Source organism: Nitritalea halalkaliphila LW7, from assembly GCF_000265075.1.
GTDB classification, from domain to species: Bacteria; Bacteroidota; Bacteroidia; order Cytophagales; family Cyclobacteriaceae; genus Nitritalea; species Nitritalea halalkaliphila.
Map to the genome: position 1 here is coordinate 1 of NZ_AJYA01000039.1, position 18,663 is coordinate 18,663.

Consider the following 18,663-nt stretch of genomic DNA (forward strand, 5'->3'; position numbering starts at 1 on the left):
TCTCTACATTATCCTAGCCTGTAGCAATAAAAAGCGGTAGTTTTCATCCACCGGCTTTCCTTGGCCGGAGCTATTCCATTACGAAAGGATAGTCTTCCTGCTGGTACACATCTTTAAAGGCGTCCTGCCCATCTGGCCACGGAGACTCCTCAGCGAACTTCACAGCATCCTCTACTTGTTTCTTTACGCGCTTATCGATTTCCTTAATCTCCTCTTCGGTCATCAGGCCATTTTCTAAGATAGTGGCTTTCACCTGCTCGATCGGGTCACGCTGCTTGTACTCTTCTACCTCCTCGCGGGTACGGTATTTCTGCGGGTCGGACATAGAATGCCCTTTATAGCGGTAGGTTCTAAACTCCAGAAGGGTCGGGCCTTCGCCAGCGCGCGCACGCTCTGCAGCTTCTGCCACTGCCTCGTGCACGGCCTCTACATTCATGCCGTCCACGGCGAATGAAGGCATGTCGTAAGCTTCACCGATGGTGTACAGTTCCTCCACATTCGAGGAGCGCTTCACCGAAGTTCCCATGGCATAGCCATTGTTCTCGATAACGAAGATAACGGGCACCTTATATAACATCGCCAGGTTAAACGCTTCATGTACAGCACCCTGACGCACGGCACCATCCCCCATGTAACAGATACATAGGTTTTTCGTACCTTGATACTTCTCAGCGAAGCCGATTCCCAAGCCCATCGGCACCTGAGCCCCTACGATTCCATGGCCGCCCATAAAGTTTTTTTCCTTATCGAAAATGTGCATGGAGCCTCCTTTACCTTTCGTGGTGCCTGTAGCCTTTCCGTAAAGTTCCGCCATGACAGCTCCCGGGTCAGTGCCTAAGCCCAGTGGGTGCGCATGGTCCCGGTAAGCGGTGATCCACTTGTCGTCCGGAGTTAAGGCAGTGATGGCGCCAGAGGCGCAAGCTTCCTGCCCAATGTATAAATGACAGAAGCCACGAATTTTCTGCTGTCCGTAGAGCTGACCCGCCTTCTCCTCAAATCTCCTCATCAGGAGCATGCTCTCGTACCAGTAGGCATAGGTCTCTTTCGAGTATTTCGTTTTTGACTTTGCTGTCGTGCTCTTTTTTGCCATATGATTAAATCTTATCTATCTTTGATACTTATTCCGGCTGCGAAAGGGCCTTATTTCGCTCCTGAAAATAGGAAGGGAAAGCGCTTCCGCTAATTACGCTGCAATATAAGGATTTAGAATGAAAATCGTATCGGAAGTACCGGAATTCGGATATTTCCGCTCCCACACCCGCCATGCACCTCGCTCAGTTACACCTGCACTTCTTTAAAAATTATGAACGTAGCGACCTGGAGTTCGTGGCGGGAATCAACTGTTTTGTAGGGCCTAATGGGAGTGGGAAGACGAATTTACTCGATGCCATTCACTATCTCTGCCTGACGAAAAGCGGCTTTGGCTTCACCGATTCTCAAAGCATCGCCCATCAATCCCAATTTTTTACGCTGCAAGCGGAAGTGGAAGGAAACACGGCCTTTTCCCTCTTAAAATGCATCCAAGAGCAGGGTAAGCGAAAGCTGTTTTACCAAGATGGGCGGCTGCTCGAACGCCTCGGGGAACATGTGGGCGCCCTGCCTGTGGTCCTGATCGCTCCCGATGATGCGGACATGGTGAAGGGGCCGGAAGAAAACCGGCGCAAGTTTTTCGATAACACACTCTGTCAGCTGGACCCCGTCTATTTGAAACGGCTGAGTCGCTACCAGCACCTGCTCAAGCAGCGGAACGCACTGCTGAAAACCATGCAGGCGAAGGGCCGTTTTCAAGCAGACTTCCTGGCTCCTTACGATAGCCAGCTCATACCGGAGGCGATCTGGATCGCCGAACAGCGCCAACAATTCCTAATGGATTTCGAACCTCTCCTGCAGGCGCAGTATCAGGCCATCACGGCCGGGCAGGAGCATCTGCAGCTGCAGTATGAAAGCCAAGCCCGCGACCCTGAGCAGTTCGAGAAGATGTTTCGCGAAGCGGCCTATCAGGATTATCTGGCCAAGCGCAGTACAGTGGGTGTCCATAAGGATAATTTCCACTTGTATCTGGACGGCCATCCGATTCGCAAGTTCGGATCGCAGGGGCAGGTGAAATCGGCCGCCATTGCCTTGAAGTTAGCGCAGTTTCTGGCCCTGAAGGCACGCGTGGGTTTTCCGCCGATTTTGCTGCTGGATGACATTTTCGATAAGCTGGATGATAAGCGGATTCAGTTTCTTTTGCGCCTCGTGGCGCAAAATGAATTTGGCCAGCTTTTCCTCACCGATGCCCGCCCAGAGCGCTCAAAAAAAATGCTCGCCTCCTTACAGACGAGCATTCGCGTATTTCCTGTGGAAAAAGGAAGGGTCTTGGCCGCTGAGGACATCGGACAGGTTCCTCCCTCGGAGTAGGCGTTTAGATGCATCTGGCCTCTTTTAGCTGGAGACCATCAGCACCGCTATCTTCTGCGTGGAAGGAGTTGCTTATCTAGGGATAGCGTCCCAGGCCCTGCCAGAAACTGAATCACAAAAATCAATAGAAACAAGAGCGATTTTTCCTGCTGCGGAAAAGGGTCCGCTCCATGCACCACGAAGGCAGCAACCACCATCGTGATGATGAGTGGAATCAGTGCGATGCGGCTCATAAACCCTAAGAGTAGGAGTATCGCACAGAAGAACTCAGCGAAAATAGCGAGCTGCAGCGATACTGCGGGTCCTAGGCCGATCGGGTCTGGAAAGCGCTCTAAGTTCGTGGTGAAGTTCGCGATTTTCGCCCAGCCGTGGGTCAGCATCATCAATGCGGACCCGATGCGCAGCAGGCTCAGGGCGATGCCGCTGAAGAATGGCTTGCTACTGAATAGGATTTTTTTCATTGTGATTCGGGTGGTTTTAGGAAGTTAAGACCAAAGTCCATCGGGGTATTCCCCCGCCTCATGAAGGGCTTTTAGGGCCGCGATCACCACGGGCTTATCCGCAGTGTAGGTGACGCCAAACCAGGTTTTGCCGCCAGGCAAAATCTCGAAGGCGGCCTTCTCCTCTTCGATCAGGGTATTCGCCACAGTCGGAATGTAAAATTCGGACTTGATATTTTCTTTATTAGCCGGTAAAAAGGCCTCCCACATGCGGGCAGTGTCCTGAAATACGCTATGGTGAAAGCCCCAGCAGTTCATGGATACGGGCGTGTCGGGCTGAATTTCGATTACTTCTTCGCCGTCTTTGTGGAGAATGCGGTCGCCGTCCAGTGCGATGGCCGTGCGCTCGGTCATGCCGATGAGCTGCCCTTTCTCGTTCGTCTCACAGATCCCGCGGCTGACGGTACCATTTTCGGAAAGCACGTTTTGGATCGCGAAACCCACCATGGCATGCAGGTCCGGACGCACCTCCTCGCTCAGGAAGCGGCCGAGCACCTGAAAAGCTTCCTTGCCATAGAAATCATCCGCATTAATAACCGCAAAAGGGGTCTGAACGGCCTCCTGCGCGCACAACATAGCATGTGCCGTGCCGTACGGCTTCTTGCGCTCTGGGTTCTGGAAGGCGGCAGGGACGTGGCTTTCGAGTGCTTGCAGCACAAAGTCCACTTCGATTTTTCCCTCCAGCTTGGGAAGAAACTTCTCTTTTACTAAATCTAAAATTTCTTCGCGGACGATAAAGACTACTTTACCGAAACCGGCTTGGATGGCATCAAAAATAGAGTATTCTAAAATAGTTTCACCGTTCGGGCCGAAGCCATCGATCTGCTTATTTCCGCCATAACGGCTTCCCATACCTGCAGCCAGTACTAAAAGTGTTGGTTTCATCTGTTTGTGTAGTTACATCAAAACCCAAAGGTAAGGCTTTTCATGGATACCGAAAATTTTTTTCTGTAGTCGGTTCCGTTACTTGCTGAGGCGCCCCTCATCTACATGCAGGCGCCTTCTCCAGATGTTCAGTCTAAGAAAAAGGGTGTTTTTTCTGAATCAGGGGGTGTTTAAGAGGTTGTTTTCCCTATAAAGATGCTTAGGAGTTATTTTTAGGGGTTTAAAAGTGGGTGCTCAAGCGATTTTTGCAAAAAAAATTCAGAAAAGTGCTTAAAAAAATAAGCCTGACTTTTCATTTTCGAGAATTTCGCGTACATTAGCTGCATATTTGCAATGAAACCACTAATTTATTATGTAAAATGAAAAAAATTGAAGCAATTATTAGGACTTCGAAATTTGAGGCCATCTACAGTTGTGTCGCAGGCTTAGGCGTGAAGTTCCTCACCTTTTATGAAGTGAAGGGCATGGGCTTAGAGCAGGCCCGTCCGCAGACCTATCGTGGCGTGGCCTATGAGCCGGCGTTTATTCCCCGCACGAAGCTCGAAATCGTGACCGTGGACGCACTCGTGCAGCCAGTGATCGACTGTATCCTGAATGAGGGGGCCACCGGTGAAGTGGGCGATGGGAAAATTTTCGTGTATGATGTATTAGAAGCCTACAGAATCCGAAATAAGGAGCAGGGCGAGGACGCACTGTAAAAGACTCAGCACCCGTATCCAAGTGGGGGATGTCCGTAAAGGCCTTTCCCTTTGCGCCTGAGGCGCAAAAAAATAGTACACGATTTAAAGCATTTTAAACCTATACAACCTATGAATCAAGAAATCTTTACCATTAACAATTTGTGGATTTTGGTTGCCACAATTTTGGTATTCATCATGCACCTGGGCTTCGCGAGTCTCGAAGCAGGGCTAACACGGTCTAAGAACACCGTTAATATTCTCTTTAAAAACACGCTTATCCCAGCGATCGGGCTCCTGACCTATGCCTTCATCGGCTTTAATCTCATGTATCCAGGCGATGCTTTCGCGGGAATGTTTATCGGCCTCGGTGGGATTGGGCTGAGCCTACCGGAAGGCTGGAATACCAGCGAGTATGCTGACTTCACCTTCTACACGGACTTTATATTCCAGGCCATGTTCGCAGCTACCGCGGCGACGATCGTGTCGGGAGCGGTGGCGGAGCGAATTAAGTTGGGGCCATTTTTGACTTTTTCCATCCTCTATGTGGGAATCTGTTATCCCATCGTAGGGATGTGGAAATGGGGCGGAGGCTTTTTAGATACGCTAGAGACTCCTTTTTATGATTTTGCTGGCTCCACCATCGTTCACTCCGTGGGTGGATGGGGTGCCTTAGTGGGGGCATATCTTTTAGGGCCACGTATCGGGAAATACACAGAGAAAGGCATGAAAGCGATTCCCGGGCATAGCATACCCATGGCCACGATCGGAGTCTTCTTACTTTGGTTCGGATGGTTTGGCTTTAATGGCGGTTCGGTGCTTTCCGCAGATCCAGGGGAAGTGTCACTGGTTTTCGTGACCACAGCCATAGCCGGCGCAGCTGGCGCATTCGGAGCTTTGCTGGCCTCTTATCTGAAGTTTAAAACCTATGACATCACGATGGTGCTAAATGGTATTCTCGCTGGGCTAGTCGGCATTACCGCGGGCGCAGATTTAATGGGCCCCGGAGAGGCGGCCATCATCGGATTTGTTGGCGGCATCTTAGTAGTACTTGGTGTCGTCTTCTTCGACAAATTAAAAATAGACGATCCCGTAGGAGCCATCGCGGTCCACTTGGTGGGGGGTATTTGGGGAACCTTGGCCGTCGGATTATTTGGTGACCTGGCAGGCGGGGCGCAAGTGCTCAGTCAGCTGATTGGTATCGGTGCCACCGCAGCATTCTGCTTCGGTACCAGCTGGTTAATCTTCTTTAGCTTGAAGCGCACCATCGGTATCCGTGTACCCGCAGCCGAGGAAATCGAGGGCTTGGATATCAATGAGCACGGCATGCATGCTTACCCAGATTTCGCTAAACAGGGGTAAGTAAAGTGAAAAGGATTTATTTTTTTAAGTGGGGGAAGGCGCTGCCGCTTTCCCCCTATTTTTATGTTGCTCAAACTGATCCTGTCTTATCCTTTCAGGGATACTGTACCAGCTTGAGGTAAAGTCCATAAAAGAGCCTTCAGAAGCCTGATAAGACCCAGCGTTTTTACCTTTAGCAGGCTTTCAGCGAGATATCCATGCTTTTCACATGATGGGTAAGCGCTCCGATAGAGATATAGTCCACTCCACACTCGGCCACATCGCGCAGCGTTTTTTCTGTAACACCGCCAGATGCCTCCACTGGAAAGCGACCATCGATTAGGGCTACAGCCCTTCGCATGGTCGGATAGTCCATGTTATCCAGCATAATTAAGTCGATTCCACCGACGCGCAGCACTTCCTCTACGTCTCCAAGGGTTCTGGTTTCCACTTCTATTTTTAGCTGTAAGTTTTCGGCTTTTAGGTAGGCCTGAGTGGCCCGTATGGCGGCTTCTATACCTCCGGCAAAGTCGATGTGGTTGTCCTTCAGCATCACCATATCATAAAGTGCATAGCGATGATTCAGGCCACCGCCTAGGATAACAGCCCATTTTTCCAGCATTCGAAAGCCAGGAGTCGTTTTTCGGGTGTCCATGACCCTCGCTTTCGTGTGAGCGATCAGACTATTAAAGTAATGTGTCTTCGTAGCGATGCCACTCATGCGCTGCAGGCAGTTGAGCACCACACGTTCGGTGCTTAATATCGCTGCGGCGGGCCCCTGGACGAGGAGACCTATGTCGCCCTGCTGCACCTCGCTACCATCGGCGAGCAGCAGGTCTACCTGTAAACGTGGCTCATAGGTTTGAAAAATCTTTTTCGCTAATTCCAGGCCGGCTATGATGCCCGAATCTTTTATGAGTAGGCGGGCACTGCCTTCACGCTCAGCAGGAATGCTGGCTAAGGTCGAATGATCTCCCGGTCCGATATCTTCTGCGAGGACAGCACGAATAAACTGATCCAGTTTTTCGTCACTGAGATAAGGTAAATTTTTCACGCCGTAAAGGTAAGCAATTCTATGGGAAAGCCGTAAAGTGCCCGTTACGCGGGCACCGTAAAAGCGCCGCCTACAGGTGTAAGCCCTGGCCTAACGTTCTACGATGGCCAGATAAAAGAGGGTGGTTTCCTCCCGCTGCTGGTTGAGCTTAATGATGACCTGAAAGCGTAGTGATGAGGTACTTAGTTCCCCCACATAGGTCTGTACCTGCTGCTGGCGGCTGCTATGGGAGATGGAAAAATCCTTCGGAGGGAAGCGTTTAAAAAAATCTTTTAATACGTATTCGGCTTGGACAGGGGAGTATTCCGCCTGCATGCCGCTCAACTTAATCTCCGCGCTGGAGCTGATCATGCGACTCAGACTGCGTGCATCTCCGCTCATAATGGCATCCACCAGAAAAGCTTCGTCCATGCGCGCTGCCGGACGCTCCACCCCGATGAAGGTGAGTAATAAGAGGATGCCGATATAACTGAGTACTTTCATTTCCATCACTTACACAAAGTGTGCGCCAAAAATAAATGTTGATTCTTTTTTTTGCAACCTTCCCGCCTGCGTGTTCGTTTGGAGACGCTTTTTATCTACCTGCAGGCGTTAGCGAAGGTGGTGGCTCTTGGTTTTCAGGGGGATTCTTGAAAAAAAAGGAAAGTTTAGGGCTGATTTTTTTACAAATGTGTAATTTAGCGCTGGCGAAAATTTCTCGCTCTTCTATTTCATCTGCAAATTTAAGCCAAGTATATAATGGACAAGAAGGTCTTACTCATGATCTTAGACGGCTGGGGGCTGGGCACAGACCCTTCCGTATCGGCCATCGCGAAAGCGAAAACGCCTTTTATCGATAGCCTTTTCGCGGACTATCCACATAGTAAGCTGGAGGCTTCTGGCCTTCAGGTCGGTTTGCCCGAAGGGCAAATGGGCAACTCCGAGGTGGGCCACATGAATATCGGTGCGGGCCGGATCGTGTATCAGGATCTCGTCAAAATTAATCTGGCTGTCCAGAATGGGGAGCTGAAGGAACATCCCGTGCTTCAGGAAGCCTTTCAGTATGCGAAGGCGCAGGGGAAGCGGGTGCATTTTATCGGATTAGTGTCCGACGGTGGTGTGCATGCGCATGTGGACCATGTGAAGGGGCTCTGCGATGCGGCGGCGGCTCATGCCTTAGAGGAGGTGTACGTCCATGCTTTCACGGATGGTCGCGATACAGATCCGAAGGGCGGGGTAGGCTATCTGCAGGACTTGATGGCGCACATGGAGGGCAGCACGGGTAAGCTGGCCAGCATTATCGGGCGCTATTATGCGATGGATCGCGATAACCGCTGGGAGCGTGTGAAACTGGCTTACGATGCATGGTGCATGGAGAGGGTGAAAGGGCCTATGACCTGATCGCCGCCCTGGAAAAGTCGTATGCTAATGGGGTTACAGATGAGTTCGTGCGGCCGATTATCGCCGTGAACAGTGAGAAGCAGCCGCTGGCTACGATCGCAGCAGATGATGTGGTGATCTGCTTTAACTTCCGCACAGATCGGGGTCGGGAGATCACGCAGGCGCTGACGCAAAAGGATTTTCCTGATTTTGCGATGAAAAAGCTTCCCCTGCACTACATCACATTTACAACTTATGACCATACGTTCTCCGACGTTCGCGTCCTGTTCGAAAAGGACAACTTGACGAATACGCTCGGTGAGGTGCTTGCCCGTGCGGGCAAAAAGCAGATTCGCATCGCAGAGACGGAAAAATATCCCCATGTAACATTTTTCTTTTCTGGCGGCCAGGAAGTGGAGTTTGCGGGTGAGCAGCGGATTCTCTGTCCCTCTCCGAAAGTGCCTACCTATGATTTAAAGCCGGAGATGAGTGCCTTTGAAATCGCGAGCAAAATCAATGTAGAGCTGCAGCGAGGAGAGGTGGATTTTGTCTGTTTGAATTTTGCTAATCCGGATATGGTCGGCCACACGGGTGTTTTCGATGCGGCTGTAAAAGCCTGTGAAGCAGTGGATACCTGCGCAGAAAAAGTCATTAAGACGGCTTTGGCCAAAGGCTATACCACCATCGTGATCGCCGATCATGGCAATAGTGATGTGATGGTGAATCCGGATGGCAGTCCGAACACGGCGCATACGACTAATCTGGTGCCGTGTATTCTGGTGGATGCAGCAGATCGTCTACCCATCCGTGATGGCAAGTTAGGGGATTTAGCGCCTACGATTTTAGCGCTCATGGGCATAGAGAAGCCGGATGAGATGACGGGCGTTAACCTGGTGGAGGCACTATGAGAAAGTGCACGTATAGCAGCCTTTTCTTGGCACTGCTGCTCCTTTTGGGCGCTTGTGGCTCAGGAGGGAGCGAGAATCAGGAAGAGGCTGCCTATTTTCCGATTAAAACTTGGACTGAGGTCCAGGCGGAGAATTTGGATGGCTTCCAAGTGCGCAAACAGGTGCGTGTCGGGAGTCATGAGGAAATTCTGGAAGATACCTTGGATGCTGGGGGCTGGTTAGAACTTTTCGAGGTTTTCTTAGATGCCGATATCAATACCTCTTCTTTGGCGGCGGCTTACGAAACGAGCCGTAAGGATAATGTGCTTCGGCATGAGCTGCGTCCAGGAGAAAAGGGGCGAGTCAAGTGGATCGAGGTGCGCTACCTGCAGAATGAGGTGAAGGAGGTGTCGTTTTCTGCGGAAACAGATAATTTTTTCTATCAGACGTCGGTTTCAGGGCGCTTGATCATGCATGCTGCGCGTCAGCATTTAGATCAGTTTCGGATTTCTGCTGAGCAGAAAATTTTATTCCGAGCGCCGACAGTGCTGCAGGTGACGGGGCATGTTTTGCCAAAGGCGGATGCCGTGCTGCCACGCTTGGACCCTTGAGCTATGGGCCTGAGCCCTACTTTCCTATTTTGGGATGAGGGGGCAGGCCGAAAAGCTTGTTTTAGTGATTTTGGGGAAAAAGAAAGCAAACGAAAGCAAACGAACATCAAAAAGAAAGTAAACGAAGCCAAACGAAAGCAAACGAACACGATTTTTCCTCAAAACGAAAGCAAACGAAAGCAAACGAAAGCGATCAAAAAAACAGCTCTAAGTTAGAACACGCCCGATCGCTTAAATTGAGAGCCGCGCATAGCGGCTCATTAAAAACGCATATTGCCTATTTTTTTACCCTGCAAAGGCGAAAAACACCAGCCATACCAAGAAGAGCACAGGAAGCAGCAGCGGGAGAGAAAAGCGCAAGATGTACCCAAAGAAAGAAGGCATCTTAATGCCGCTTTGTTCAGCGATGGACTTCACCATAAAGTTCGGCCCATTTCCGATGTAGGTCATGGCGCCGAAAAACACCGCCGCTATGGATATGGCCATCAGCTCGAAGGCAGAGTTTTCGTAGCCGTCCAGGGCAAATTCCCGCACCATCTCGAGTGTGCCGATACTCGCCCCCTGTGAAGCCATGGCCGCGGCCAGAAAATTCAGGTAGGTGGGGGCATTATCCAAAAAGCCCGAAAGAATGCCTGTGCCCCAGAAGAGGCTGTTCGGTGTGATGAGGGCGGCACCTTCGGGGGACTTGGCAAAATTCCCAACCAGTTCCAGAGCCGGCATCATGGTGCCGAAAATCCCGATAAAGATAAAGGCCACTTCCCGTATAGGCTCGAAGTTAAACTCATTGCCCTTCAGGGCCCGCTTATCCGCCAGACGATAGGACAAATAAGCGACGCTAAGCATGATCAATTCCCGCAGAAAAGAGAAGGTCTGTCCGTCATAGTGGATTCCCGGCACCCATGGCAATACATTCGGGTCAAGAAATACGGCGACGATGACGATCAGAAGCCAAAGAAAATTTTTACCTCCGATCAGCTGGAAGCTACTGGCAGAGGGAGTGGAAAGGGGCTTTTGCTGCTCTGCAGCGCCACCAAATTTCCGATCGATAACGTAAAAGGCTACTGCGAGCAGGCTGAGGGCAAAAATCCATGCGGGCCAGTTATGGCTGAGGGTCCAGAAGAAGGGCACGCCTTTCAGGAAGCCCAAAAACAGGGGCGGGTCGCCGATCGGGGTGAGGGCTCCGCCGATGTTACTGACCATGAAAATAAAGAAAATGATGTGGTAAGCCTGAATAGTGTCTTTGTTTAAACGAATAAAGGGTCGGATAAGCAGCATACTGGCCCCGGTGGTGCCGATGACGTTCGAGATGAGTGCGCCGATGAGCAGGAGGCTGACGTTCGCCAGTGGGGTGGCCTCCTTGTCGATCTGGATGAGGATGCCCCCGGAGGCGATGTACAGGGAGGCCAGCAGGGCGATAAACTGGACATATTCCGCCAAGGCATGGACGGCTCATGTGCATTATGCAGCACGAAAAGGTAGTAGCTGATCACCACGGCGGCCAGGCCCATAGCTACTTTCGGGTAGTGGTGGTGCCAAAAATGTTCATAAAAAAGAGGACCGGTGGCGATCATCAGCAGCAAGGTCACAAAGGGAATAACCAGCCAAATGGGTGCTGTGGCATGTTCCCCGTGCTCTTCTTCGGCAGGATCTAAGGCGTGAAGGCCTCCCTCCGTAGCTGCTAACTGCGCGTTGTCCGCTTCAGTGCCGTCACTGAGCTCCTCGGCCAGTGCTTTCGTTTCTTCTGAAAGTATCTCATCTACTACCACGGTGGCATAAGGAGCTGCATCGCGGGTATTTTCGGCGAAAGGGTGCCCGCTTAGGGGCAGGAAAATCAGTGTCAAGAGGAAAAATAAACCTAGTAAAGGAGACTGTTTCATTCGGGTGTTTCAGCTATAAGGGTGTTGGCTAAATGCCTCCCATCCCTGTGGGCGGCATGCAAATCGGGCATTAAACTACAGATATTTTTGCAATGCAGCCTAATTTTTCCCGGACTTACGCAAGAATTTACGGTGTCGGCTTTTTTATTTGCTGATTGGTCGCTGCAACATGTGTTGAAATTTACGGTTTAAACAGCTGAGGCGCCGAAACGCAGTTAAATTTAGCTATTTTTGTGCGCGATAAACCCTATATAACATGAAAGAGCTACTGAAAAAATTTGAGAATCAAGCGCCCGAGGTGGTATTCGAATGGCATGATAGCGAGACGGAGGCCTGCGGCTGGGTGGTGATTAACTCGCTCCGCGGTGGCGCGGCGGGTGGCGGGACGCGCATGCGCAAAGGCCTCGACAAGCGCGAAGTGGAGTCTCTAGCCAAGACCATGGAGGTGAAATTTACTGTCTCTGGCCCTGCCATCGGAGGGGCGAAGTCGGGCATCAACTTTGATCCGGCGGATCCACGTAAGGCGGGCGTGCTGGAGCGATGGTACAAGGCGGTGATGCCACTATTAAAAAACTATTATGGCACGGGTGGCGACCTGAATGTAGATGAAATCCATGAAGTTATCCCGATTACGGAGTCCTATGGGCTTTGGCATCCCCAGGAGGGGGTGGTAAATGGCCATTTTAATGCGACCGAACCTGAAAAAATCCGTAAAATCGGGCAGCTCCGACAGGGGGTTTCTAAGGTGCTGGAGGATCCAAAATTCACCCCGAACGGACCGAAAAAATACACTGTAGCCGATATGATCACGGGATACGGTGTAGCCGAAGCCGTGCGGCATTTTTATGGCATTTACGGTGGCGCCTGGCGGGCAAAAAAGCCATCATTCAAGGCTGGGGAAATGTGGGCGCAGCAGCGGCTTGCTTCCTAGCCGTGGAAGGGGTGAAGGTCGTGGGGATCATCGACCGTGCAGGCGGGCTGATTCGAGAGGAAGGCTTCAGCTTGGACGAAATTCGGCAGCTTTTTATCGACCGGAAGGGAAATACCCTGGTCGCAGAGGATATGTTGTCTTTTGAGGAAGTGAATGCGAAGATCTGGGATGTGCCGGCAGAAATTTTTATCCCTGCGGCTGCCTCTCGTTTGGTAACGGCGGATCAGGTGGAGCGCATGGCTTCGGCTGGCTTAGAGGTCATCTCTTGGTGGGCGAATGTGCCTTTTGCGGATCCTGAAATTTTCTTTGGCCCGATCGGGGTCCTGGCGGATGAGCGCGTGGCTGTAATTCCAGATTTTATCGCTAACTGTGGCATGGCGCGTGTGTTCGCGTATCTGATGAGCGAGGGTGCCCAGGTGACGGATGAGGCGATTTTTCAGGATGTCAGCGAGACGATCGCGCGGGCGCTTCGGAAAACCTATGCGGATAACGCCGCTAAGACGGGAATCGCTCAGCGTAGTTTTTCTTTGGCGCTGGCGCAGCTGGTGTAAGTGGGCTCACCTGTAAAAAATAGGAGGAGCTAAATGCTGGCTCAGACCTGAAATGAAAAAGGCAGATTCCTGAGGGGGAGTCTGCCTTTTGGTGTTTTTTGCCCTTCAGGCAAAGGGCTCGTCGCGGACAGTTTAGTCCATGCTGCGCTCTCCGAAGAAGGCACCTCCTAAGCTGTCTCGGCTGGCCCCGGTGACGGCGTGGAGGGTATTTACGGCGCCGCTTGCTTTCAGGGCGGCCATGAAGGCGAAGATGAGGGCCTCTTTAAATTCAATCAACTGGGCCGGGGCCGGAAAAATGGAAAGGTGCTTGCTGCGAAGTGCTTTGGCGAGCTGCAGCATGAAGAAGCTGTTGTAGGCACCACCTCCGGTGACCAGGATTTGGGCGTGCTGTTCGGCATCCGCGCGGGGGAATGCTAGCGGCGATGACCTCTGCAAAGTGCCGGACGAGGGTGGCGAGGGCATTTTCCGGGGCGATACCTGTTCCGAGGGCCTCGAAAAAGGTGGGCATATCCTCTCTTCCGAGTGATTTGGCACCTGTGCGCTGGTAATAAGGCAGGGTTCGGAGTCGGGCGAGGGCCTCTTCGTCCACCTGTCCGCTGGCAGCTCCCTCACCACCGGCATCGTAGGGCTGCCCCCTTTCATTCGCAAAATGATTCAGCATGAGGTTAAAGGGGCTGCAGTCGAAGGCGCGTCGCTGTCCTCCTTCGGTAAAGCTGATATTCGCGATACCACCGAGGTTCAGGCAGGCATGGAAGGAGCCGAACAGGAGGCGTCGCCGATAGGAACGAGGGGAGCTCCCTGTCCGCCGAGCTGCACGTCTAAAGTTCGAAAGTCCGCATAGACGGGGATTCCTGAGGCAGCGTACAGGGCCCAGGGATTGCCGATTTGGATGCTAATGCCCGCGTCAGGACGATGAAATACGGTATGTCCATGGGAGGCGATAAGGCTGGGTTTCAGTTTGTTTTCGGCACAGAATGCCGCCACGGCCTCCCCCATCCAAGCTCCCAGTTCGCGATCGAGGAGGAAGAGTGCTTCAGCTTCGAGGGTATGCGCCTGGGGAAGTTTTTCGCCTAATTTTTTAGGGAAAGGGAGCGTTTTGGAGGCGAGTATGCGGTAGGACCAGTTTTGGCCTTCTTCTTTTTTAAAGGTGCAGCAGGCCAGGTCCAGTCCGTCTCCGGAGGTGCCTGACATGAGTCCTAGGGTGGTAAATGTTTTCATGATCGGGTTAATTCTTGTTAAAATGGCGCCTTCTCTGTTAAATCTTTCTCCTCTTGCCTGTAGACCAAAGGTATTTGGTTAATTTAGCATTTAAAAGCGTACAAGTGAGGAATTTTCTAGTCGTCGATAGTGGTAATACATGGGTGAAAGCTGCGCTCTTTCAGGAGGATAGCCTTCAGGAGGTCTTCATTTCGGAAGACTTGCGGGAGGTTTTGCGCTGGGCGCAAGGTTTTTCCTATCAGGAGGCGCTGGTGAGTTCGGTCAAGTATGATGTGGCGGAAATCCAAGCTGTTTTTGGCTCCGATGTGCGAATTTTAGGCCCTGAAACCCTGTGCCCATACAGGTAGCTTATGCTACCCCGGAGACTTTAGGGGTGGACCGAAAGGCGGCTTTAGTGGGTGCGCGTGCTGGGTGCCTGAGGGGCCTCTGCTGGTGGCGGACATGGGAAGCTGCGTGACCTATGATATCTTGACGGCTGAGGATGTATTTCCTGGAGGGGTGATCGCTCCAGGCTTTCGGATGCGCGGGCGGGCGATGCATGCCTTTACGGCACGGCTGCCTGAAGTGGCGATCGCCCGATTCGATCCGGTGCCTTTAATTGGGAATGACACCATTTCTTGTATGCGCAGTAGTTTGTATTATGGGATTGAGTTCGAATTACTTGGCTATTATGAGCGCCTGAAGGCTGAATATCCGGGTTTACGGGTGATTATTTCAGGAGGAGATGCGCATTACTTTGAAAGATTAGTAAAAGACCACATATTTGTAGTTCCGAATTTAGTTCTGTACGGGCTGAATCGCATATTGAAGTATCATGTATAGCAGATATAAAAGGAGTGTAGTGGCTGCGCTGGCAGCCTTTTTTTATAGCAGGTGGCGCCATGGCGCAAACGGGCGTCAGTACCTACAGTGCTTTAGGCTTAGGGGAGTTTAACTTCAGTGGCCTAACGCATAATCAGGCGATGGGGGGGCTAGGGATCAGCTATGGCTCCGGCTGGGCGATTAACAATGTAAATCCAGCGTTATCGACCAAGAATACGGTTTTCAACTTTCAGTCCGCCTTAAATTACCGAAATGTGCAGGCCACCACCACGGAGCAGACGGAGCAGTTAGATGGTGGAGGGCTTTCTTACTTGGCGATGTCACTGCCTATAAAATCTGGAAAAACCACAGTAGGGCTTGGCCTAAATCCGATTACAGGGTCTAACTTTTCCTTGCAGGCGGAGCGACCTGTGGTGAATAGCGATCTTTTATCCCGTTCTGAAACTACTGGTGGCGGGGGGATCTCGGAGGCTTACTTGTCATTGGGTCAGGAGTTGTTTAAGAATTTCAGTTTAGGTGTTCAGGGCTCTTTTTTATTCGGCTCGGTGACAACCCTTAACAGGATCAGTTTATTAGACGCAGAGGGGAATCAGACGGGAACACGTTCGGAGTTATTCAATCGCTTTTCGGCAGCACATTTTTCGTATAAGCTCGGGGCGCATTATTTTTTCCGCATGGGAGAACGTAATTTCATTCACTTAGGAGCCATTTATCAAGCGTTTGGGGATATAGGTGGAAATCAGTTGCTCAGATCGCAGATTTTGGCGAAGCTCGTGATCCTAATTCAGGTGGAAATATTCTAATCGATAATGAAAATACATCCTTTTTCCTGCCTCCACGCATAGGATTTGGTGTAAGTTATGAAAAAATTAATAAATTTGTATTAGGCCTTGAAGCACAGTATCAGGACTTTTCCCAGGCCACAGGATTCGATGGTTTGAATGCGGGACTGGGAGAAACGATTCACATCGGACTAGGCGGTCAGTATGTTCCAGACTATTTTGCTTTCGGTAATTTATTCAAAAGAATCACCTATAGAGCAGGTCTGGAATTTCAACAAACGCCTTTTGTTGTGAATCAAACCCAAATAAATGATATTGGCATAAATTTTGGCGGATCCATTCCGCTGAACAGTTTGTCTCTCGCCAATGTAGCCGTGAAATTGGGGATGAGGGGAACAACAGACGGTGGTCTTATCCGAGAGAATTATGTGAATGTGAGTTTAGGATTTAGCTTAAACGACAACACTTGGTTCTTTAAACGAGAATTTGATTAAACTATACTAATTACTATCATGAATTTAAAATCTGCATGTATTGGTTTGATGGCCTTCGCTATAGCGGGAGCAGCACAAGCGCAGGTCTTTAACTGGCCTGAGGATGAACAAATGGAGGCCAAAGCGCGCGAGTATAATGCCGCTTATGTGGACTACATGAAGTCAGAGCAGTTCGTAGAAGCGACGAAACCGCTGCACTGGTTATTGGTTAATGTGCCTAATTTAAATGAGTCTATTTACATTAATGGTGTGAATGTCTATAAAGGTGCTGCTGACCAAGCTACAGATGCCGCGAAAAAGCGTGAGTATCAGGATTCTGTCATGACAGTCTACAACCTCAGAAACGAGGTGTACCAAAATGAGAATAAGTGGGTAGAAACGAAGGCCTTCTATGCGTATCAGTTTTATAAGGATGATAAGGCCATGCTCGGCGATGCGCTCGGAGTTTTCGATCGCGTTTTCGAAGTGAATGGTACGTTAAATTACCCTTACACAGTGGCTTACTTTGATCTGGTAAGAAGGCATTATGTGTTTAATAAGGCCTTCGAAGATGCTGAGATCTTAGAAGTCTATGATAAAATCGATGCTATCCTGAAGGAAGCGGAAGGTGACGGCAAAGACGTTTCTACGCAGAAATCACAGATGGAACAGCTATTGGTTTCCATGAACTTAATTGACTGCGACTTCATCGAGAATACCTTAGGCCCACGCTTTACCGCAGATCCTGCTAACGAAGTGCTCGCACAGCAGATCTTCAAGTATGCGTACCAGTATAAGTGTATGAATACGAATGCGTTCTTAGCGGCTTTAGAATTAATCGACTCTAATGACCCTACTTTCTCTACCTCTCAAGTGCGCGCGATGCGTTATATGCAGAATAGAGAGTATGATAAAGCACAGCCTGTATTAGAAAAAGCACTTACTTTGGCAGAAACAGACGTTCAGAGGGCTTCTGTTCAGATGGACTTGGCACGTATTCATGCGCAAAACGGTCGTAAAAGTGCCTCAAGAGCCGCGGCTTTGGAAGCTGCTAAATTAGATGCAGAGAAAGCAAAAGATGCCTGGGATTTAGTGGGCAACTTATACATGACTTCCTTTAACGACTGTAAAGGTGGTGTGAGCCGTGCGAAAGACATGGCGGTATACATCGCAGCTTATAACGCTTTCCAAAAAGCAGGTAACAGCAAAGGGATGGCAGATGCGAAGTCACGCTTCCCATCTAAGGAAGAGCTTTTCACGGAAAGTTTGGCAGTTGGTGACAGCATGAGTGTAGGGTGCTGGATCGGTGAAACAGTAACCTTAGCCACGCGCGACTAATTATCTTATCGGATTTATACGTTGGATATAAAGGGTTTGGGACGGCTTTTGAAGTCGTCCCTTTCTTTTTGTTGGGGCAGAATTGTTAGGTTGGCTGTGCGTACGTATAGCTGCAGTGTGAATTAGGGTGTTAACCTGCTTGTAAATTTGTGTTATCTTTGCGCTATGGATAGGTTGAGAATAGTTTTATGCCTACTGGTTTCCGTTTGGATACTGATCGGCTGTAGGGAAAGCATGGACACTTCTCTGCTTCAGCCTTATTTAGGGCCTATTTCTACAGTTTATGATGTGGATTTAGTCCATTCCGATTCCGCCATCGTTCGTATTCGGATGGAGGCAAGAAAGCAGCTGGACTTTGAGGATGGTAACAGAGAGTTTCCGGAAGGTATTTTCATTCGTTTTTATGATGAAAATGGAAAAATGACTAGCACCATTCGTGCGGATGTCGGCTACTACGATCGGAATGCCAACCTGTACCGAGGTGTGGGGGATGTGCAGGTGGAAAACATAGAAAAGGAGCAGCGCCTAAATACAGAGGAGTTATTTTGGGACCCTACGGCGAAAAAAATCTTTACAGAAAAATTCGTTACGATTCGTGAAGGAGAAACCTTTTTACAAGGTACTGGAATGGATGCGAAAGACGATTTTTCTGAGTACACGATTTATAAAATTTCTGATGGAAGGACGATTCTTCCGGAGGATTCCTAAGCCTAAAAGCTTTAATTTGACGTGAAGACAGCAGATACGATATTACTTTCCTTAACAGCAGCTTGTTTTATCATCGCTGCACATCAGACATTGGTGGCGGGTATTATGGTAAGTTATCCTTACTTTATGTTGGTGGCGGCCATGCTTTTCTGGTATCAGTTCCGTAGGAAAAAGCGCGAAGAAGCTGAAAAGTCTGCCGAAAATCAAAATCAGGCAAGGTCTAAACCGAAGAAAAAGCCGAGGCGTTAA

At 50.2% G+C, this 18,663-nt stretch carries 20 protein-coding genes and 3 pseudogenes; 14 read left to right on the plus strand and 9 right to left on the minus strand.

Annotation, left to right across the window (positions count from 1 at the left end; all coding sequences use genetic code 11):
* Positions 1-70 precede the first annotated feature (70 nt).
* Positions 71-1,090 carry a pyruvate dehydrogenase (acetyl-transferring) E1 component subunit alpha gene (pdhA, locus tag A3SI_RS12185; protein WP_009056296.1) on the minus strand — a complete coding sequence of 340 codons (1,020 nt, stop codon included), beginning with the start codon at positions 1,088-1,090 and terminating at the stop codon, positions 71-73.
* A gap of 173 nt (positions 1,091-1,263) precedes the next feature.
* Between pdhA and recF the strand changes: the two genes are divergently transcribed.
* A complete protein-coding gene (recF, locus tag A3SI_RS12190) occupies positions 1,264-2,400 on the plus strand; it encodes a DNA replication/repair protein RecF (RefSeq protein ID WP_009056297.1) in 1,137 nt (378 codons plus the stop codon).
* 47 nt (positions 2,401-2,447) lie between these two features.
* Here recF and A3SI_RS12195 read toward each other — a convergent pair whose 3' ends face one another.
* Positions 2,448-2,861, minus strand: coding sequence for a DoxX family protein (locus A3SI_RS12195; protein WP_009056299.1), 414 nt, complete (start codon positions 2,859-2,861; stop codon positions 2,448-2,450).
* Positions 2,862-2,885: 24 nt separating this feature from the next.
* Entirely contained in the window at positions 2,886-3,785 is a 900-nt protein-coding gene (locus A3SI_RS12200; protein ID WP_009056300.1) for a sugar phosphate nucleotidyltransferase, read from the minus strand.
* A 359-nt stretch (positions 3,786-4,144) separates the two neighbouring features.
* Between A3SI_RS12200 and A3SI_RS12205 the strand changes: the two genes are divergently transcribed.
* Entirely contained in the window at positions 4,145-4,483 is a 339-nt protein-coding gene (locus A3SI_RS12205) for a P-II family nitrogen regulator (RefSeq protein WP_009056301.1), read from the plus strand.
* Between the two features lie 111 nt (positions 4,484-4,594).
* Positions 4,595-5,824: an ammonium transporter gene (locus tag A3SI_RS12210; protein WP_009056302.1), complete on the plus strand. Its 1,230-nt coding sequence runs from the start codon at positions 4,595-4,597 to the stop codon at positions 5,822-5,824.
* Positions 5,825-5,996: 172 nt separating this feature from the next.
* On the opposite strand, the gene nadC is transcribed toward A3SI_RS12210, so the two are convergent.
* On the minus strand, positions 5,997-6,857 hold the full coding sequence (nadC, locus tag A3SI_RS12215; protein WP_009056303.1) for a carboxylating nicotinate-nucleotide diphosphorylase: 861 nt from the start codon (positions 6,855-6,857) through the stop codon (positions 5,997-5,999).
* 90 nt (positions 6,858-6,947) lie between these two features.
* On the minus strand, positions 6,948-7,340 hold the full coding sequence (locus A3SI_RS12220) for a DUF4783 domain-containing protein (protein ID WP_162098453.1): 393 nt from the start codon (positions 7,338-7,340) through the stop codon (positions 6,948-6,950).
* A 255-nt stretch (positions 7,341-7,595) separates the two neighbouring features.
* Between A3SI_RS12220 and gpmI the strand changes: the two are divergent.
* From gpmI to A3SI_RS12235, 3 genes and pseudogenes are all read left to right on the plus strand, one after another.
* Positions 7,596-9,124 (plus strand): annotated as a pseudogene (gene gpmI / locus A3SI_RS12225) (2,3-bisphosphoglycerate-independent phosphoglycerate mutase).
* Complete coding sequence (locus A3SI_RS12230; RefSeq protein ID WP_009056305.1) at positions 9,121-9,714, plus strand: hypothetical protein; 594 nt, start codon at positions 9,121-9,123, stop codon at positions 9,712-9,714. Before gpmI ends, A3SI_RS12230 begins: the two are co-directional and overlap by 4 nt.
* A gap of 3 nt (positions 9,715-9,717) precedes the next feature.
* Entirely contained in the window at positions 9,718-9,930 is a 213-nt protein-coding gene (locus tag A3SI_RS12235) for a hypothetical protein (protein ID WP_009056306.1), read from the plus strand.
* A gap of 69 nt (positions 9,931-9,999) precedes the next feature.
* On the opposite strand, the pseudogene A3SI_RS12240 reads toward A3SI_RS12235, so the two are convergent.
* A pseudogene (locus A3SI_RS12240) lies at positions 10,000-11,441 on the minus strand (sodium:proton antiporter).
* A 406-nt stretch (positions 11,442-11,847) separates the two neighbouring features.
* Here A3SI_RS12240 and A3SI_RS12250 point away from each other — a divergent pair.
* Positions 11,848-13,073: pseudogene (locus A3SI_RS12250) on the plus strand (Glu/Leu/Phe/Val dehydrogenase dimerization domain-containing protein).
* Between the two features lie 132 nt (positions 13,074-13,205).
* On the opposite strand, the gene A3SI_RS21695 reads toward A3SI_RS12250, so the two are convergent.
* The 3 genes from A3SI_RS21695 to A3SI_RS21705 are packed head-to-tail and all read right to left on the minus strand — an operon-like array spanning position 13,206 to position 14,291.
* The gene (locus A3SI_RS21695; RefSeq protein ID WP_262491785.1) at positions 13,206-13,412 is read right to left on the minus strand and encodes a hypothetical protein; all 207 of its coding nucleotides are present in this window, start codon (positions 13,410-13,412) and stop codon (positions 13,206-13,208) included.
* Positions 13,342-13,839, minus strand: coding sequence for an anhydro-N-acetylmuramic acid kinase (locus tag A3SI_RS21700; RefSeq protein ID WP_316929193.1), 498 nt, complete (start codon positions 13,837-13,839; stop codon positions 13,342-13,344). The genes A3SI_RS21695 and A3SI_RS21700 overlap by 71 nt, the downstream gene beginning before the upstream one ends.
* Positions 13,812-14,291, minus strand: a complete 480-nt coding sequence (locus A3SI_RS21705) for an anhydro-N-acetylmuramic acid kinase (RefSeq protein ID WP_262491786.1) — start codon at positions 14,289-14,291, stop codon at positions 13,812-13,814. The genes A3SI_RS21700 and A3SI_RS21705 overlap by 28 nt, the downstream gene beginning before the upstream one ends.
* 104 nt (positions 14,292-14,395) lie before the next feature.
* On the opposite strand from A3SI_RS21705, the gene A3SI_RS20925 reads away from it, so the two are divergent.
* The 7 genes from A3SI_RS20925 to A3SI_RS12280 all read left to right on the plus strand — a co-directional run bounded on the left by A3SI_RS20925 (position 14,396) and on the right by A3SI_RS12280 (position 18,663).
* Positions 14,396-14,638, plus strand: coding sequence for an acetate and sugar kinases/Hsc70/actin family protein (locus tag A3SI_RS20925; RefSeq protein ID WP_009056318.1), 243 nt, complete (start codon positions 14,396-14,398; stop codon positions 14,636-14,638).
* A 64-nt stretch (positions 14,639-14,702) separates the two neighbouring features.
* Positions 14,703-15,113, plus strand: coding sequence for a type III pantothenate kinase (locus A3SI_RS20930; RefSeq protein ID WP_009056319.1), 411 nt, complete (start codon positions 14,703-14,705; stop codon positions 15,111-15,113).
* A 59-nt stretch (positions 15,114-15,172) separates the two neighbouring features.
* On the plus strand, positions 15,173-15,916 hold the full coding sequence (locus A3SI_RS18980; protein ID WP_009056320.1) for a hypothetical protein: 744 nt from the start codon (positions 15,173-15,175) through the stop codon (positions 15,914-15,916).
* Positions 15,917-16,050: 134 nt separating this feature from the next.
* Positions 16,051-16,389 (plus strand): hypothetical protein, encoded by a 339-nt coding sequence (locus A3SI_RS18985; protein WP_009056321.1) that lies wholly within the window; start codon positions 16,051-16,053, stop codon positions 16,387-16,389.
* 18 nt (positions 16,390-16,407) lie between these two features.
* Positions 16,408-17,706 carry a tetratricopeptide repeat protein gene (locus A3SI_RS12270; RefSeq protein ID WP_040670858.1) on the plus strand — a complete coding sequence of 433 codons (1,299 nt, stop codon included), beginning with the start codon at positions 16,408-16,410 and terminating at the stop codon, positions 17,704-17,706.
* 234 nt (positions 17,707-17,940) lie between these two features.
* Positions 17,941-18,414 (plus strand): LPS export ABC transporter periplasmic protein LptC, encoded by a 474-nt coding sequence (gene lptC, locus A3SI_RS12275; protein WP_009056324.1) that lies wholly within the window; start codon positions 17,941-17,943, stop codon positions 18,412-18,414.
* A gap of 21 nt (positions 18,415-18,435) precedes the next feature.
* Positions 18,436-18,663, plus strand: coding sequence for a hypothetical protein (locus A3SI_RS12280; protein WP_009056326.1), 228 nt, complete (start codon positions 18,436-18,438; stop codon positions 18,661-18,663).